This window comes from Sporomusa sp. (genome assembly GCF_057736855.1).
In genome coordinates this window covers 1-16,800 of record NZ_JBYKYF010000029.1, presented here as the reverse complement: position 1 = coordinate 16,800, position 16,800 = coordinate 1, and the positions used below count along the sequence as shown (strand labels likewise).

Genomic DNA, 16,800 nt, shown 5'->3' with positions numbered 1-16,800 from the left:
ATTTTTGAGACAAAAAGCGAGGCTGTGGACTACCTTGAAAATGGATCCGCATCCTCGCTTTATTATTAACATGTTTTAAACAAGTATGACAGTAACAATCGATGCTGTTTAACAGTATCCGTTTTTTGAGTGTTAGTCTTTTTTCAATACAGTAGCTTTGCCGTCGATGACTACCGTGCCTCTTTGATTGGTTACTGTGGTTTTTAAAATTAACTGGTTTTTGGCTTCGAGTTTTTCGATGACTTCTACCGTAGCAGTAATGGTATCGCCGATTTTCACCGGCGCTTTGAAGGCTAGTTCTTGGACAAGGTAAATGCTGTTTGCACCAGGAAGGGCTGTGCCAAGTACCGCCGAAATAAAGGCGGCAGATAACATGCCATGAGCGATACGTTCTTTGAAGATGGTGGTTTTAGCAAATTCAGCATTGATATGAACGGGATTAAAATCTCCACTGAGGCCAGCAAAGGTATATACGTCATACTCGGAAATTGTTTTGGACATGCTAGCTTTGTCGCCAATTTTGATGTCGGCAAATTTTATTTCTTGCACCATAACCAATACTCCTTATTCGCAATTGTGGCCGCTTATTCGTTGGGCGGCTCCTTGTTATTTTCGACAGTCAGTGCTGGAATTACCTCTTGATAATTTTATAGTTCAGCCAGAATGAAAATAGAGCTACAGGTCAAATGCTGGATTATGGAACTTGAACCCTATGTTCCTCACGAAACTGTCCTGGTTTTAGGCGGAGGGTATAGTACTGATACTGCACAATGAGCTTGTCCAATTTGCGGCTAAGTTGGATAACATCAGGATGTGCGATATCTGTCGCTTCTGCTTGGCGGTGCATTTTGTCCCGCACTCTCTCAATCTCTTCCACTAATTTTGTTAACATTGTATTCACCTTATTCCTTCTAATGCCATGATTTTACTAGTGTGCCATTACAATATGATACATATCACAAATTGATCCGGGTTTATTTTCAAAACCATAAATATAATCTCTCAACAATAAATATATATAATTAAATAACTATAGATATTCAATACAAGCGAGGGTAATCTTTCAACTTTTTTATATGAGGTGGATTATGCCTAGAATTGCTAGGAATCTTGCTTCTAAAGTGGGGTTGCCGCCAGGTACCCTGTTGTATTCCGGAAATATGCGAACTGACAAAGTGCAGATAACTGTGCTGAAATATAACAGCGAGACAGTAACTGAAATAAATAATATGGCAATCGCTGATTTGATGCAACTGGTAGCCAAGCCTGGGGTAACTTGGATACATGTGCGAGGGCTTACTTCTGCGGCCGTCGAAAGGATTGGGCAACAGTTTTCTATACATCCGCTGGTGTTGGAAGATATTTTGCATACCAATCAGCGTCCTAAGCTTAGTGATTATGGTATGTATTTGTGTGTAATCGTAAAATCGCTAACAATAACCGCAACTCAGAAGGATTACCGAGCCGAGCAGGTGAGTTTTATTTTGGGGCCCAATTATGTCATTTCTTTTATGGAAAGTCCGCCTGGAGAACAAGATGTTTTGAAAAATGTATATGAGCAAATTAAGACAGGACGCGGTAAAATTCGCCAATTGGGAGCGGATTATCTTTTTTATGCTTTGCTCGACTGTGTAGTTGATCATTATTTTTTGTTGCTGGAACATTTAGGAGAAAAAATAGAAATTCTCGAAGACCAAATTGCTGCCGATCCACGGCCTGAGGTATTGCAGGAATTGCATGAGTTAAAACATGAGATGCTATTCTTGCGCAAATCGGTTTGGCCTGTACGGGAATTGGTCAGTGCACTAGAGCGGGGAAGGGCTTCTCAGATTCAGGAAGCGACGTTTGTTTATTTGCGGGATGTATATGATCATGTCATTCAGGTGATTGAGACAATCGAAATTTATCGAGATATGCTGTCAAGCATGTTGGATGTTTATTTATCAACTGTTAGCAACCGAATGAGCGAAGTCATGAAAATGCTTACCATTATTTCTACCATTTTTATCCCTCTTACTTTTATTGCCGGAGTGTACGGCATGAATTTTGAGAATATGCCTGAGCTTCATTGGGAATATGGCTATATTATGATTTTATCGGTTATGTTGGCGATCGGTCTTCTGATGGTCTGCTATTTTCGTAAAAAGCGCTGGCTATAATGCACCGTTGGTATGTTAATCATACAACTATACTGCTGATATGGCTAGAGTTTCGGTTGTTTCTCTTGACTTATTTATCACGAAAAATGTAAAATTGGTGTTAGATATAGTAATTGCATATCTATGCAAAAATGTCCGTGAGACAATATTATATATATTGGTCTAAATCGTGGTCCCAATACATAAAAAAGGGGGAAAGGGCCCCCTTTTTTTAGTATATACCTTAATGGTTACTGTGCTTAGTTTAGTAATGATAACTTTGCCTATAGTAATAGTACTTGAAAGTAAGAGTGGTGACAGAATGAAAAATATTGATCCCCAAGCGTTAGATAAAATTGTAAAAAATATCATTACTGCAGTGGAAAAAAGCAAAGCACAGATATACGAGATATATGATGCCGCTCGAGCCGAGATGGAAAGGGTCCGTTTGGCTGTTGAACGGATTAAACAGGAAACGGCAGATATCATCTTTAAGGTCGATGAATTGGAAAAAAAAGAACGCAGAGCACGATATCGGCTGATGGAAGTTAGCCGTAATTTTCATAAATATACGGAAGAAGATATTAAAGCGGCTTATGAGGATACTAGCAGTGTTCAACTGGAACTGGCTATGGCTAGGCTTCAGGAACAAAATTTGCGACGTCAGCGTGATGAACTGGAGATTCGGTTAAAATCATTAAAAACCACAGTGGAGAAAGCTGAGGAATTAGCCTCCCAGGTCGGCGCCATATTGGGGTATTGGGGTAGCCAAATGGGCGATGTGGTAAATCAGATTGAATCGTTGCAGGCCAGTCAGGCTTTTGGGGCAAAAATTATTAAAGCGCAGGAAGAAGAACGACGGCGTGTGTCACGCGAAATTCATGACGGTCCGGCACAGGCTATGGCCAATATTGTTTTTCGGGCAGAGGTGTGCGAGCGCTTAATAGAAACCGATGTGGTTAGAGCCAAAAGTGAATTGGCAGATTTGCGCGAGCAGATGCGGATAGCCTTGAAAGAAACACGGAAAATTATTTTTGACCTCAGACCCATGACGCTGGATGATTTGGGCTTGGTTCCTACCATCCGGCGAATATTGGAAACGTTGAAAGAGCGAAGTGGTATTTTTACGGAAGTTAAAGTGCTTGGCAAAGAGAAACGGTTGGAACCTCATATTGAAATTGGCTTATTTCGCATTATCCAGGAGGCGCTTAACAATGTGGAAAAACACGCTAAGGCCTCAAACGTATGGGTGCGTTTTGATTTTCGGCCAAGTGTAGTTTCAGCGGTAGTCGAAGATGACGGCAAAGGGTTCGAAACCGTTGATTCGATAGGGAAAGAAAGCTTTGGTTTGATGGGTATGCGGGAACGGATTAAGCTGTTGCGCGGTGAGCTTACCATAAAATCAGAGGTTGGTAAAGGTACTCGGATATTTGTTACCGTACCACTTGGCGCATAGCAGAAGCAATATGATTAGGTGTGGTTCATACGCATCTCGCCCTGCTGCTGACAATATCTCCTGCATTTGTGTAGATAATCGGCTTATAAGAAAAAGCATGCTTTGTTGCTGACAAGGCGTGCTTTTTCTGTAACAGATGTTAGACAACCAAAAAGAAATGTGCAAGCTATAGTGTTTGGGGCATATTTCTTTATGATGCTTGGCAATCATAATAAGGGTTCTCTTTAAGCGTTGTTTGGGAAGTAGTGAGTTAGGGAGTTCTGTGATTATGGTCACGGTGTCTTGGGAAAAAATACATAAACGAAATATACCAAATGTTAGGGGAGGCAGTACCTATGCGTTTTAGGGTCACCGAGAATGTAACCTGGGTAGGAAAAGTGGATTGGGAATTGAAAACGTTCCATGGAGAGGAATATTCCACGCATCGCGGTTCAACCTACAATGCCTATTTGATTCGGGATGAGAAAAATGTTCTGCTTGATACAGTATGGCTGCCTTATGCCCAAGAATTTGTGAAAAACCTCCAACAGGAAATAGCGTTAGATCAGATTGATTACATCATCATGACTCACGGCGAAATTGACCATAGTGGGGGATTGCCCGAATTAATGAAATTAATTCCCAATACTCCGATATATTGTACCGCTAATTCCGTAAAGTCGCTAAAAGGTCAGTTTTTTCAGGACTGGAACTTTCATATAGTCAAAACTGGGGACAAGCTTACTATCGGGTCTAAAGAATTTATTTTTATTGAAACCCCGATGCTGCATTGGCCGGATAGTATGATGTGCTATCTTGCCGGCGACAATATTTTATTTAGTACAGATGCTTTTGGTCAGCATTATGCTTCTGAATATATGTTTAACGACCTTGTTGACCAAGAAGAGCTGTATAATGAGTGCATGAAATATTATGCTAATATTCTTACTCCCTTCAACCGTTTAGTTGACCGTAAAATTCAGGAGGTTGTTGGCTATAATCTGCCGATAAATATGATTTGTCCCAGTCATGGTGTGATCTGGCGGAATAATCCGCTGCAAATTGTTACAAAGTATACCGAATGGGCTAACGATTATCAAGAAAACCAAATTACTATTTTGTACGATACCATGTGGGAAGGCACCCGGAAACTGGCAGAGGCCATTGCTGCTGGAATTAGGGTCGGTGATTCGACGGTAAATATTAAGCTGTATAATACGGCGCGCAGAGATAAGAATGACATCATTACAGAAGTATTTAAATCCAAGGGCATCTTAGTAGGATCACCGACTGTCAACAGAGGTATTCTGTCATCAGTTGCCGGAATCATGGAAGAAATAAGAGGTTTCGCTTTCAAGAATAAAAAGGCGGCCGCCTTTGGTACGTATGGCTGGAGTGGAGAATCGGTTACAATGATTAATGAACTGTTAACCGCGGCCGGTTTTACAGTTGTAAATGAGGGATTCAAAAATTTGTGGAATCCGGATGCCCAAACTACCGAAAACGCTAAACGTTTTGGCAAAGAATTTGCCGAAATCTGGAAGAAATAGTTTTTGCTAATGATGGGAAAGAGGTGGCTGGATGTACTGGCGGCCTCTTTTGTTTGTCTCACGAAGTTAATAACCATACAATTATGGCGCAATAGTTAGGGGATACGGTTGCTATATGGATGGGCTGCTTTGTCTGCCAGCTTGTACCATGTAAGGGTGTATGCTAAAATATTTACAGCCTGCAGGGGTATAATAAAAGAATAAAGAAAAGGCGGTGGTCGGCATGCTTGACCAAAGAAAAGTGCCATTATTGGCAGCTATGAATACCTATGTACGGGATGAAGTAATTCCTTTTCATACACCAGGACACAAAATGGGCAAAGGCATGCATCCGGTTTATGCTGATTTGGTGCCGCAGAAAACCCTGGCTCTTGATTTAGCGCTTATGGCTGAACTGGATGATTTACATGAGCCACATGGACCAATCAAGGCAGCCCAGGATTTGGCAGCCGACCTTTATGGGGCCGATCATAGTTTTTTCGTGATTAATGGCACAACCGGTGGCATCTATGCAATGATTCTTACCATTGCCGGACCTGGGGACAAAATTATTGTACCGCGTAATGCCCACCGGTCTATCATTGGTGGCATTATTTTAAGTGGTGCTATTCCCGTATTTATACAGCCCGAAGTTGACAACGAACTGGGTTTGGCTATGGGGGTCACGCCAGAGGCAGTATCACAGGCATTGGCAGACCATCCTGACGCCAAGGGTGTGCTTATTATTAATCCCACGTATTACGGCGTAGCTACCGATCTGAAAAAAATAATTGATATAGTACATAGTTATGATATTCCGGTTGTAGTTGATGAAGCACATGGGCCGCATCTCAAATTCTCAGATAGGCTGCCGATTCAGGCACTAGACGCTGGTGCAGATATTGTAGCTCAAAGCACGCATAAAATTATTGGGGCTTTAACCCAATGCTCGTTAGTGCACTGTCGTGAAGGCCGGATCCGGGTACCACGCCTTAAGGCCATGCTGCAGTTAGTCCAGTCAACCAGCCCTAATTATATACTGCTTGCTTCTTTGGATGTGGCTAGAATGCAGATGGCTACACAAGGGCACGAACTGATTGAGCGGGCAGTTGATTTAGCGAATTATGCTCGGCGGGAGATAAACAAGATTCCTGGCCTGTATTGTTTTGGTGAAGAAAAACTGGGTAATCCCGGTGTATATAGTATGGATTGGACTAAGGTTACTGTCACTGTCAAGGGGTTAGGATTAAAAGGTGCAGAAGCTGAACGGATTTTGCGCCATCAGTATAAAGTGCAGGTAGAGTTGTCTGATGTGTATAATATTTTGTTTCTCATTACCCTTGGCGATACCGAGCGCGAGGTCGAGGCGCTTATAGCTGCTCTCAGGGACATGGCGGCTACCCACCATGGCACGCGTGATTTTTCGGCGATTAATTCCATTTATAATGCAGCCAAACACCCAGATCCACCGGAACAAGTCATCTCACCGCGAGATGCGCTGTTTGGCAATACTTGTATGGTGCCGTTTCGTGATTCGGCAGGTATGATTTGCGCCGAAATTGTTACATTCTATCCACCAGGAATTCCCTTGCTCTGTCCGGGGGAGAGAATTACCCAGGAGATTATTGATTATTGCCTTGCTCTGCAACAGGCGGGATTACATATCTCCGGACCGGAGGACTATTTACTTCGAACTATTAAAGTGGTAGACTGATGGGAAAAATAAGAAAAATGAAACGCTGATAAAGCAGCAATTTCTATTTGCGGTAAGGCCGCCCGAAGGTGGGCGGCTTTTGCTTTTGTCTACCAAGACGCAAGGTCATTGGGCAAAGGAGCCAATTACTTCTATAACTGTTCGGCTATTTTTTGTAGTATAATGTAATACTGAGCACGTAATGCCGGTGATAGAAACCGGTTTGGATAACTGGTAATGAACTTATTCAACAAAGCTGAAATGACAGGGGCTTAGGTGGTGAGTCCATTTCCCCTGAACAGACCCCGCCGGTAGAGGCTGGAGTTTAGGCTTAGAATGTAAGATAAAAAAAGATACGGGGGACTACATGTGAAAGGCAAATTGATTGTAATTGAGGGTACGGACGGCAGTGGCAAGGCCACTCAGTCTGAAAAGCTGGCTATCCGTCTTATGGCAGAAGGCTTTGCTGTGCGTAAGGTGAATTTTCCTAACTACCAAAGCCCATCGTCAGCATTGGTCAAAATGTATCTGAACGGTGATTTCGGTGACCGGCCGGAGGATGTCAATGCCTATGCAGCCTCAGCCTTTTATGCGGTGGATCGGATTGCGTCCTATAAACAGGATTGGGAAAAGTTCTATTTGAGTGGCGGTATTGTTATTGCCGACCGTTATACTACTTCCAATATGATTCATCAGGCAGCCAAAATCAAAGATAAAACCGAGAAAGAACGTTATCTTGAATGGTTATGGGACTTTGAGTTTGTTAAATGCGGCTTGCCGGTACCGGATAAAGTCTTTTTTTTGGCAATGCCACCAGCTGTTAGTCAGGAACTTATGCGCGGACGCGAAAATAAAGCCGGCAATGGTAAAGACATCCATGAGCAAAATAGTGATTATTTGTCATATTGTTTTACTAATGCCTGTGAAATTGCTGGCAGGTTTGGCTGGCATAAGGTAGATTGCGTAGATAATGGACACATAAAAACGATTGAACAAATTCATGAGGAATTATATCAGTCGCTGGGCACCCTTATTGTCAGAGAGTAGTTGGGCCATTGGATGCGTTGAATTAACCCCTTAGAAGCGTAATGCTTTTAGGGGGTTAATTTACGAAATGACAATTTTTTAAGGACAAATAAAACAAAAATCGCATTAATTTCAATAATATGGAATTTTAGGAAGGATTAAGGAGAAAATTATCGAATGCTAAATATTGTACAATTAACTTTACGCAGAAAGGAGTTACTATTTTGCACATTACTCTTCGCATGAATACAGGCAAGGGACTAACCTTGCCTGTTGATTATAATTATTTCATACAAAGTGCGATTTATCACTCCATTGATCTCCGCTTAGCAGACCGGATGCATGGACAAGGGTATGTTGCTGATGGGCGGGTTTTCCGGTTATTTTGCTTTTCTCGGCTTATGGGGAACTTTACTATGAATAAGAGTAATCGGACGATACACTTTGGTAATGAACTGAAGCTTATTATTGCTTCACCAGTAACAGAGTTCGTTCAGTCATTGGCAGCAGGCTTATTACGGGCGGGATTTTGGCAGCTAGGCGACGCCTGTGTAGAGATTACAGAAATTAGTGCTAAGCAAATAAGCATAAAACAAGACCGTGTTACTGTACATACCTTGTCACCGGTTACTGTTTATTCGACTATGCTGCGGCCGGATGGACGCAAATATACGGTTTACTTTCAACCAGGCGATCCTGACTATAATGAGTTGATTACCGCAAATTTAAGAAAAAAATATAAAGCTTATCATGGCACGGAGGCTTCTGAAGGGTTAGTACGCGTATGTGCAAGAGGCAATTTGAAGATGAATTTACTGCAATATAAGGGTACCGTAATTAAAGGATATTCGGGGGTTATGCAACTCGAAGGGCCCCGAGAACTGCTGCAAATGGCAGTAGATGGAGGGCTTGGTAGTAAAAACGCGCAAGGAATGGGGTGTTTGCTGGTAGGATCAGAGTAGCTGAGAGGGTAGTTTGAAGCTTAAAGCAACAAACGGAGGTGAAATCATGGGATTTTTGAATGCTGTTTATGGGTTAGGTTTATTAGCACAACAAAGAAATGAGGGCTCGATATTAGGCGATATCATTAATTTCTTGCAATTGCCGCATCCGTTGGGAGAAGCTGAAGATCGGCGGGCACGGGTTATCCGTATTTGGCTAAAAGTAGCTGACCCTAATGCAGCAAGTTTAGATATACAGGGGATTAGCAAAATTGATTTGCGGGATTATCCCGGATTTGATAATGAAGACCAGATTAAAGAACGGTATCTTTATCGGAAACCGGTAGGTGCTGCAGCCCAGTGGAGTTTTTCGCCAATTTTTAAGTTGGGCAAAGGGGAAAAAGATAGCAAAAATCTTTTACTAGGGAATGGTTGGACCCAAGATAAAAACAGCCGGTTTTATAAATTACGCAAGGTAGTGTTACAACATTTTGAAGATACCGGCTTTTTTACCGAAGGCAGTACGGCGCGTATTATGGAGGATCTTGTTGCTCGGGTGGAAGAAGTTGCGGCACGCTGGGAAGACAAAAAGCGTTCATACCTGTTGATTTTTGGTATTGATGCTGGTGAAACATTTTTGTTTCCAGGACAGGTTCCTGCGTTTATTGCTTATTTTAAAAATAAATTAACGTCTGACTTAAAAGCCGGAAAGAAAAGATCCAGTAGCATAGTCGAAAAAAAAAGATCCAGTAGTAATCCTGTAACATACCAGTGTGCCGTATGTGGAGAATATTCTGCTAAAGTCGAGACAATGGACAAGGTCTTTAAATTTGCTACTTTTGACAAAAAAAGTTTTTTGCCAGGAGTACGAGATGGAGCGAAAATCAGGGAAAAAACCTTCCCTATATGCGCTGAATGTTACTCATTGCTTTCTGCCGGAAAAACGGAGATGGAAAACAAATTTAAAAATAATTTGAAAACGTTTTCCAAAATTAATCTTTATGTGATACCAGAAGTGTATTCAGAAAATCTTAAGACACTAAAAGGTGTTTCAGAACAAACCAAGCGATTTCTGGAAACTGGGATTAAAGTCGAAACTGAAATATTTGAATACTTAGCTGACCAAGGTGAAGGGCTTATATACCATTTTCTCTTTACTGAACTTAATAATGCGCAAGTAAAAGTGCATTTTTTAGTGGAAGATGTACCCCCGACACGCCTACAACGATTGAGGAAACTCTGGCTCCAAACTTGTAAAACCTATCGCGGTAACGAGGATATGGATGAAGGGGCTATTGGTCTGGATCAAGCCTTCCGGCAAATTGTTGCTGTTATATTATCTTTAGGTGGAAAAAGTGAGCAAGACCGAAAATCCATGCGTGAAAAAGCTCTCTTTATCATTGGTGCATTGCTGAATGATGACCCTGTTGATATATTGGGGTTAAAAAATATTATGGTAGCGCGTTTTTCTGGGTTGTTTACCAATCCGGACTGGCTTAGACCGAGACATAAGGAGGAATTGCCAGGCAGGTTGAAAGTCCGGGGAATGGCGGAAGTTATTGATTTTCTTATACGGGCTAACAGGAGGCGAGGGGAATGAACTTAGGTTGGCTGGATGAATACGCAGACCCTTATATGAAAACTCCAATGGGAAAAGGAGTATTTCTTAGCGGTATTATATTGGGGGTCATTGCTAAGGGACAGGCAGGTAGAGGTGGCGAGATAGATGCGGCACCAATGTTTAAACAGATTATCTTTGGTAAAATGCAACGCAGAGATTTGCTCAGGCATTTAAGCCGAGTACCGGAGTTAATTGCTGCTTACGAAGAATTGAAAAAATCAGGAGCTTATTTACGAAAATTGTCAGGGGTAGCAGGCGAACTGTTGCTAAATGGAAAGGGAGATTTAGGTGTAGATGGCAACTTTGTCTTTTCTGTAGCTTTTTTAAATGCCTGGGAGTATTATTGGAAAATTTTCGATCAAAGTAATACTTCAAGTTTAGTGAGTGAATAAGGAGGTACTGAACATGGCTTTTGAAAAAAGACGGGAATTTTTGTTTGTATATAGTGTAAAAGATGCTAACCCAAATGGGGACCCTTTGAATGCGAATCATCCCCGATATGATGCTGAGACTGGGCAAGTATTGGTTTCAGACGTTCGTATTAAGCGAACCATTCGGGATCAATGGTTACGAGAAGGTTTGGATGTTTTCGTGGATGGAGAAGCGAAGACATTACATTCACGAATTAAAGAGTTAAAAGACAAGTTCAAGGTCAAAACCGGACGGGAAGCATTAACACATTGCATAGATGCGAGAGTCTTTGGAGTTACGTTTGCATTGGATAAAGAATCTTTTTCATGGATTGGACCAGTGCAGTTTAAGTGGGGGCGGACGCTTCACCGTACTAAGGCGGAATTGGTGCAAGGTACGGCGGCTTTTGCTACCAAAGATAACAGCGAACAGCGCTCTTTCCGAAATGAGTATATAGTGCCATTTGCATTACTAGGTGTTTATGGGATTGCCAATCAATATTCTTCTCAAGCTACCGGAGCGACGGAAGAAGATATTAATCAAGTAAGTAAGGGGCTCTGGAATGGGACAACAAATCTAATTACTCGGAGTAAAATTGGACATGTGCCGCGCTTGCTGCTAGAGATTATTTATAAGCCAGGATTTATTGGGGCAGCAGGTTCATTAGATGAACGGTTGGCGTTATTAACACCGGAGGGGGAAAGACTGACAGAGGATCAGCAACTCTCTATTCGCCATCCTAAAGATTATTTACTAGATATTTCACTTGTCAATCTCCGTTTGGAGCAAATAGTGGACAAAATCGAGGAAGTGAGAGTCTGGTTGGATGTTGAACTACAGCTAAAAGGGCTATCAGAACTTAAAGAATTATTAGGTGGTAAATTCTCACTGCAGACGAGGTGAAACCATGGCGATTGCATTTGAAATATCAGGACCAATTGCCATGTTTCGGCGGCCATATACCACGACATCATCGGTATCTTTTCCATTTCCGCCCCCTACCAGTGTAGCGGGGTTAATAGCAGCGATTGCGGGTTATAACAATGGGAGCGCTGCAGAAGGTGATTCAGCTTGCTACTGGGACAAACTTAGTGGTACCCGAATTGCTATATCTATACTAAATACTACTCGTTGGACCTCAGCAACAATCAATTTTTGGAATGTCAAAGAACCACAAAAAAGCCCTCATATTCAGGTAAAACACCAGTTTGTTAGAAATCCTCATTATCGTATTTATGTTCAGGGCGGCTTGGAAGAAGAACTGCGCAAACATCTAGAGACTGGGACTTTCATTTATACTCCTTATCTCGGCGTGGCCTATGCATTAGCAGACATACGTTATAACGGGGATTTTACCTGGGAGGTAGTTAAGGAGCAAGCTATAAGTCTTAACAGTGTGTTGCCACAAGTTCGGGGACAAATGTTTGAAATTGACATTATTAATTCAAAAGGCATATTTCGTGAGAGATTGCCTTTTCGGTTATCTGCTAAAAGATCACTGGAAGAAAGTGTACCTGTTCTCTATTCTGCAACACCGGAGAACCAAATACATTTACTTTCATGGGAGGGATTGGATGTCACGCGTTACCGAGATTCGTTTATTGCTTGGTTCCCTGCTTGGTAATGCAGAGAGCCATCCGGGTAAGCTGCTAATGAATCACCTAGAGGCTGTCGCCAATCTTATGGAAGCCTTGGCAGAACAGGCTGGAATTCATATTGATTCAGAGTTGCTTTGGGCTGTTGGTTTGACTCATGACATTGTTAAAATCCATCCCGACTTTCAGGCTTACTTAAAACATAAAGGACCTGGGATTAATCATGCCAAACCATCGGCTTGGTTTACCTACAGTCTCGTAAAAAATGTAATGGCGGCAGAGGTAGTCTGCCGCCATCATACTCATCTCTATGATGTGACAGAAATATTCTCAGATTGGATATTGAGTAAAGAGAGATTATGCAAAGAACAAAAGCGAATGCAAGAATTAATTCCGTGTTGGCCGTGGAAACTGGAAGAAAAAGACTGCAAAGTTATTAATAAATGTCTTATGGAGCTTCAGAATTTAGATGATATTGAACAATGGCTTACGGTCCGCAGCTTATATTCGTTGCTGATAACAGCTGACCGCATGGAAGCTATTGGAGTAGAGGGGCTTATGCGCAGGGAGGTACCTGCTTTCGTTTGGCCCTCCATGAAATCACCCTCTGAGGTTATGGATCAATGGCGGCAACATATACAGGAATTCTGTTTTCAACAAGCGAGAAAAGTAAAAACACCCGGAGTATATACACTTACATTACCTACCGGAGCTGGCAAAACATTGACTGGTCTGTCTATAGCGCATGAATGGAGCAAACGGCATGGTTTGCATACTATCATTTATGCATTGCCGTTTATCAGTATTGTAGAACAAACAACCCAAGTGGCAAAAACAGTTTTTGGGGAAAAATTTGTACAAGAAGATCACAGTCTTGCATATGATCGGCAAGAACAAGGAGATTTGCCGCAACCGAGCGGGGAATTGGTTTGGCGCAAAATGTCGTCTCTGTTCCGTTATTGGAGGGAACCAGTTATACTGACTACCCTAGTCCAACTTTGGGATGCGCTGTTTAACTCTCGTGCCAACCATACGATGAATTTTCACCGGTTGCATAATGCTGTTGTTATTTTGGATGAACCACAAACCATTCCGCCGCAGTATTGGGAACATTTTGGTAAAGTACTAGGATATCTCAGCAAAAAATGGAATGTGTATTTCTTGCTTATGACTGCTACGCAGCCGCATATCCCCGCGCAAGAAGAGCTTGCTCCGCCTGGTTTGGCCTTTCCGTATGTACGGCATCGATATAAAATACTACATGGAAAATATCAGCTAGACATGCTACCTAATTTGCTCAGCGATAATGTGCCTTTGCGGCAAAAATCTGGTATGATCGTTGTAAATCGAAAGAAAGTAGCGCTCGACGTATATCGAATTTTAAGTGAGCTGGATGTCAAAGCAAATATATTCTTTTTAAGTGGCTGGGTTACACCCTGGCGAAGGCAGCAGACACTTAATGAATTAAAAACTATGGGTAACCAAAGACATTATCTGGTTGCCACACAAGTAGTAGAGGCCGGAGTGGATTTAGATTTTGGCTGGGTATTTAGGGATTTTGGTCCTCTGGACAGTATTATTCAGGCCGCAGGACGCTGCAACAGGCATTTATCCCATTCCCAACCCGGCATGGTAGTTGTGGCAGAATTGGTGGGAGACAGTGGACAGCCCTTTTGGAAAAAGGTATATCATGATGTACTTATTGATAGTGCGAAATCAGTACTAAGTAAATATCCCGAATTTGATGAGCGGGATGTACCAGTCATTATTGATCAGTATTACCGGTGTGCGAAAGAAGTAACTCCTGAACCGATTTTTACAAATTTGGCTCAGGGAAAATGGAATAGTATTCCTAAGCTAATTGAAGACTCGTTCCGGGACACGGTTACCATTTTTGTTGAAGAAAATGATATGGTTTGGTCAATAATAGACAGGCTTCAAACAACAGAATGGACTTTGGAAAGCCGCGACGAGCAAAAAAGACTTATGCAGCAGCTTCAGCAGTTTGCCATTGAAATTCCGGAAAAATGGATAAATGCCTGTGAATGGAAGACTTCTAGCTTTTATAGTGAAGATGGTGAGAAGGTATTTAGAGAAATATTTGGTGGTAAAGCTTATTTTTTAAGTAAAGCAGCCATTAAAGAAGACGGCTTGTATCATCCCCGGCTAGGTTTTATTCCGCCGGAAGAAGGTGGAGTAGACTTTAGTGAAATTGCATGGTAACAAGAAATAGGCTGTAAAGGAAGCTCCTGTTTATACTAATCTGTATATTTGCATAAATATCCTGCCGGTGTGCTCAGAGGGGTATTTGACTCCATAGTGGTGTTTATACAACAGGTTTCATTCATGTTGTTTAAAGGTGGTAGACCTGATGGATGATATTCGGGTTAATGGAACTTTGATTTGGTATTACTACATATGCCCGCGAGAAGTCTGGTTAATGGGCCATAATATTACTCCGGATCAGGAAAATGATAATGTAGTTATTGGACGCTATATTAGCGAGACATCCTACCAGCGCGAGAAAAAAGAAATTGCGGTTGGCGGCAGTAAGATTGACCTTATCTATATGGATGATGGGCAAATGGTTATTGGTGAGGTCAAGAAAAGTTCTAAATACCTTCAGAGTGCGAAAATGCAGTTGGCCTTTTATTTATCTGAACTGAAAGAGCGTGGAATTAATGCAAGGGGTGAACTACGCTTTCCTAAAGAAAAGGTGCGAGAAGATGTTATTCTTGATGAAAAGCTAGAAAGTGAACTGGAAAGAGCTAAGCGTGATATTCTGCGCATTTTACACTTAAATACGCCACAATCTCCCAAGAAAATTGCTTTTTGTAAAAAATGTGCTTATGTTGAATATTGCTGGTGCTAACGAAGACTGTGAAACAAGCGGAGGAAAGAAAGTTGTGAAAAAAACATTATACTTTTTTTCTGATGGCGAATTGAAACGTAAAGACAATACCATTTTTTTTGAAAGCGCTAGTGGAAGACGGTTTTTACCTGTTGAGGATGTTGGCGACATTATGATTTTTGGTGAGGTTAATTTTAATAAAAAGCTTCTCGAGTTTTTATCTCAAAAAGAAATAATTTTACATTACTTTAATCATTATGGTTATTACATGGGGAGTTTTTATCCAAGGGAGCATCTAAACTCTGGATATGCTATCCTTAAACAAGCCGAATTTTATTTGGATGAAAATAAAAGATTAGAGATTGCTAAACAGTTCGTTATTGGAGCCGCGAAAAATATTCGACAAGTATTAAAATATTATTTGAATCGGGGCAAGGAGGTCGAGCAGCCCCTTCAGACGATAGAAGCATTGTATTCAGAAATAATAAATACTTTGACAATACCTGCATTAATGGCTATGGAAGGCAATATCCGTGAACAGTATTATAAAGCATTTGATTGGATTATTGGTGATGATGACTTTTGTTTTGAAGAACGGACGCGTCGCCCGCCGAAAAATTATTTGAATACATTGATCAGCTTTGGTAACTCGCTAATATACTCCTTGTGCCTAAGTGAAATTTATAAAACCCATTTAGATCCACGTATTGGTTACCTACATTCCACTAATTTTCGGCGGTTTTCACTTAACCTGGATATAGCAGAAATTTTTAAGCCGATAATTGTAGACCGAACTATTTTTACTTGTATAGGTCGGAAAATGATTACTAAGAATGATTTCGAAAAAGGTTCAGAAGGAATTATGCTCAAGGAAAAAGGGAAAAAATGTTTCATTGAAGAGCTTGAAAATAAGCTTAAAACGACAATTACCCATCGTGACATTGGTCGGCCTGTTTCTTATCGGCGCTTAATTCGTCTGGAAGTTTATAAACTTGAAAAACATTTAATGGGTGAGAAAAGTTATGAACCTTTTGTAGCCAACTGGTAATTGGAGATGCAATTGCATCATAACCCGGGAGGAAGATATGTATATCATTCTTGTCTATGATGTTAATGAAAAACGGGTGGGAAAGGTATTGAAAAAGTGTCGTCAATATTTAAATTGGGTTCAAAATTCCGTCCTAGAAGGGGAAATTTCAGAAGCCAACTATAAAAAGCTAACAATGGAACTTGGAAGAATTATCGATAGAGAAACAGATTCGATTATTATATACAATTTGCGTACAACAAAATATTCTACTCGTGAAATTATAGGACAAGAGCGTATAAGTACCAGTAATATTATTTAATGAGACGAATTGTAAAATTAAGTGCGACAGATAAAAAAGAATGACTCATGACTGATTCGTGTATAAAATGAAGTCACCACAACACCATTTTTACACAGGAGAATCAATCATGAGCTATACCCATCTTACCACATTTGAACGAGGCAAGCTAGAACTAAAGTTTTGGACACTGGGAGTTAGATACAGTCGTTTCCAGCCGTGGTAAAAGCAA

At 41.2% G+C, this 16,800-nt stretch carries 16 protein-coding genes; 14 read left to right on the top strand and 2 right to left on the bottom strand.

The window, feature by feature from the left end; all coding sequences use genetic code 11:
* Positions 1–132: 132 nt before the first annotated feature.
* Both AC29Z1_RS03570 and AC29Z1_RS03565 read right to left on the bottom strand, forming a co-directional pair.
* Positions 133–552 (bottom strand): MaoC family dehydratase, encoded by a 420-nt coding sequence (locus tag AC29Z1_RS03570; RefSeq protein ID WP_488270086.1) that lies wholly within the window; start codon positions 550–552, stop codon positions 133–135.
* A gap of 142 nt (positions 553–694) precedes the next feature.
* Positions 695–892 (bottom strand): Spo0E family sporulation regulatory protein-aspartic acid phosphatase, encoded by a 198-nt coding sequence (locus AC29Z1_RS03565; RefSeq protein ID WP_488270087.1) that lies wholly within the window; start codon positions 890–892, stop codon positions 695–697.
* A gap of 196 nt (positions 893–1,088) precedes the next feature.
* On the opposite strand from AC29Z1_RS03565, the gene corA reads away from it, so the two are divergent.
* From corA to cas2, 14 genes are all read left to right on the top strand, one after another.
* Positions 1,089–2,159: a magnesium/cobalt transporter CorA gene (corA, locus tag AC29Z1_RS03560; RefSeq protein ID WP_488270085.1), complete on the top strand. Its 1,071-nt coding sequence runs from the start codon at positions 1,089–1,091 to the stop codon at positions 2,157–2,159.
* 226 nt (positions 2,160–2,385) lie between these two features.
* Positions 2,386–3,594 carry a sensor histidine kinase gene (locus AC29Z1_RS03555; RefSeq protein WP_488270084.1) on the top strand — a complete coding sequence of 403 codons (1,209 nt, stop codon included), beginning with the start codon at positions 2,386–2,388 and terminating at the stop codon, positions 3,592–3,594.
* Positions 3,595–3,929: 335 nt separating this feature from the next.
* Positions 3,930–5,123: an anaerobic nitric oxide reductase flavorubredoxin gene (locus AC29Z1_RS03550; protein WP_488270083.1), complete on the top strand. Its 1,194-nt coding sequence runs from the start codon at positions 3,930–3,932 to the stop codon at positions 5,121–5,123.
* A 223-nt stretch (positions 5,124–5,346) separates the two neighbouring features.
* Entirely contained in the window at positions 5,347–6,816 is a 1,470-nt protein-coding gene (locus AC29Z1_RS03545) for an aminotransferase class I/II-fold pyridoxal phosphate-dependent enzyme (protein ID WP_488270082.1), read from the top strand.
* Positions 6,817–7,164: 348 nt separating this feature from the next.
* Positions 7,165–7,842, top strand: coding sequence for a dTMP kinase (locus AC29Z1_RS03540; protein WP_488270081.1), 678 nt, complete (start codon positions 7,165–7,167; stop codon positions 7,840–7,842).
* Between the two features lie 221 nt (positions 7,843–8,063).
* On the top strand, positions 8,064–8,783 hold the full coding sequence (gene cas6, locus AC29Z1_RS03535; protein ID WP_488270080.1) for a CRISPR-associated endoribonuclease Cas6: 720 nt from the start codon (positions 8,064–8,066) through the stop codon (positions 8,781–8,783).
* Between the two features lie 46 nt (positions 8,784–8,829).
* A complete protein-coding gene (locus AC29Z1_RS03530; protein WP_488270079.1) occupies positions 8,830–10,362 on the top strand; it encodes a hypothetical protein in 1,533 nt (510 codons plus the stop codon).
* Positions 10,359–10,775, top strand: coding sequence for a hypothetical protein (locus AC29Z1_RS03525; protein ID WP_488270078.1), 417 nt, complete (start codon positions 10,359–10,361; stop codon positions 10,773–10,775). The genes AC29Z1_RS03530 and AC29Z1_RS03525 overlap by 4 nt, the downstream gene beginning before the upstream one ends.
* Positions 10,776–10,788: 13 nt before the next feature.
* On the top strand, positions 10,789–11,697 hold the full coding sequence (gene cas7b, locus AC29Z1_RS03520; protein WP_488270077.1) for a type I-B CRISPR-associated protein Cas7/Csh2: 909 nt from the start codon (positions 10,789–10,791) through the stop codon (positions 11,695–11,697).
* A 4-nt stretch (positions 11,698–11,701) separates the two neighbouring features.
* Complete coding sequence (cas5b, locus tag AC29Z1_RS03515) at positions 11,702–12,418, top strand: type I-B CRISPR-associated protein Cas5b (protein ID WP_488270076.1); 717 nt, start codon at positions 11,702–11,704, stop codon at positions 12,416–12,418.
* Entirely contained in the window at positions 12,369–14,612 is a 2,244-nt protein-coding gene (gene cas3, locus AC29Z1_RS03510; RefSeq protein WP_488270075.1) for a CRISPR-associated helicase Cas3', read from the top strand. The genes cas5b and cas3 overlap by 50 nt, the downstream gene beginning before the upstream one ends.
* 148 nt (positions 14,613–14,760) lie before the next feature.
* A complete protein-coding gene (gene cas4 / locus AC29Z1_RS03505) occupies positions 14,761–15,261 on the top strand; it encodes a CRISPR-associated protein Cas4 (protein WP_488270074.1) in 501 nt (166 codons plus the stop codon).
* Positions 15,239–16,288, top strand: a complete 1,050-nt coding sequence (cas1b, locus tag AC29Z1_RS03500) for a type I-B CRISPR-associated endonuclease Cas1b (protein ID WP_488270073.1) — start codon at positions 15,239–15,241, stop codon at positions 16,286–16,288. Before cas4 ends, cas1b begins: the two co-directional genes overlap by 23 nt.
* 37 nt (positions 16,289–16,325) lie before the next feature.
* Entirely contained in the window at positions 16,326–16,589 is a 264-nt protein-coding gene (gene cas2 / locus AC29Z1_RS03495) for a CRISPR-associated endonuclease Cas2 (RefSeq protein WP_488270072.1), read from the top strand.
* The last annotated feature ends 211 nt before the right edge of the window (positions 16,590–16,800 follow it).

Coding starts and splice junctions, on each gene's coding strand:
- AC29Z1_RS03570 (WP_488270086.1), bottom strand. CDS start 552: ATGGTGCAAGAAATAAAATTTGCCGACATCAAAATTGGCGACAAAGCT.
- AC29Z1_RS03565 (WP_488270087.1), bottom strand. CDS start 892: ATGTTAACAAAATTAGTGGAAGAGATTGAGAGAGTGCGGGACAAAATG.
- corA (WP_488270085.1), top strand. CDS start 1,089: ATGCCTAGAATTGCTAGGAATCTTGCTTCTAAAGTGGGGTTGCCGCCA.
- AC29Z1_RS03555 (WP_488270084.1), top strand. CDS start 2,386: ATGGTTACTGTGCTTAGTTTAGTAATGATAACTTTGCCTATAGTAATA.
- AC29Z1_RS03550 (WP_488270083.1), top strand. CDS start 3,930: ATGCGTTTTAGGGTCACCGAGAATGTAACCTGGGTAGGAAAAGTGGAT.
- AC29Z1_RS03545 (WP_488270082.1), top strand. CDS start 5,347: ATGCTTGACCAAAGAAAAGTGCCATTATTGGCAGCTATGAATACCTAT.
- cas6 (WP_488270080.1), top strand. CDS start 8,064: ATGAATACAGGCAAGGGACTAACCTTGCCTGTTGATTATAATTATTTC.
- AC29Z1_RS03530 (WP_488270079.1), top strand. CDS start 8,830: ATGGGATTTTTGAATGCTGTTTATGGGTTAGGTTTATTAGCACAACAA.
- AC29Z1_RS03525 (WP_488270078.1), top strand. CDS start 10,359: ATGAACTTAGGTTGGCTGGATGAATACGCAGACCCTTATATGAAAACT.
- cas7b (WP_488270077.1), top strand. CDS start 10,789: ATGGCTTTTGAAAAAAGACGGGAATTTTTGTTTGTATATAGTGTAAAA.
- cas5b (WP_488270076.1), top strand. CDS start 11,702: ATGGCGATTGCATTTGAAATATCAGGACCAATTGCCATGTTTCGGCGG.
- cas3 (WP_488270075.1), top strand. CDS start 12,369: ATGTCACGCGTTACCGAGATTCGTTTATTGCTTGGTTCCCTGCTTGGT.
- cas4 (WP_488270074.1), top strand. CDS start 14,761: ATGGATGATATTCGGGTTAATGGAACTTTGATTTGGTATTACTACATA.
- cas1b (WP_488270073.1), top strand. CDS start 15,239: ATGTTGAATATTGCTGGTGCTAACGAAGACTGTGAAACAAGCGGAGGA.
- cas2 (WP_488270072.1), top strand. CDS start 16,326: ATGTATATCATTCTTGTCTATGATGTTAATGAAAAACGGGTGGGAAAG.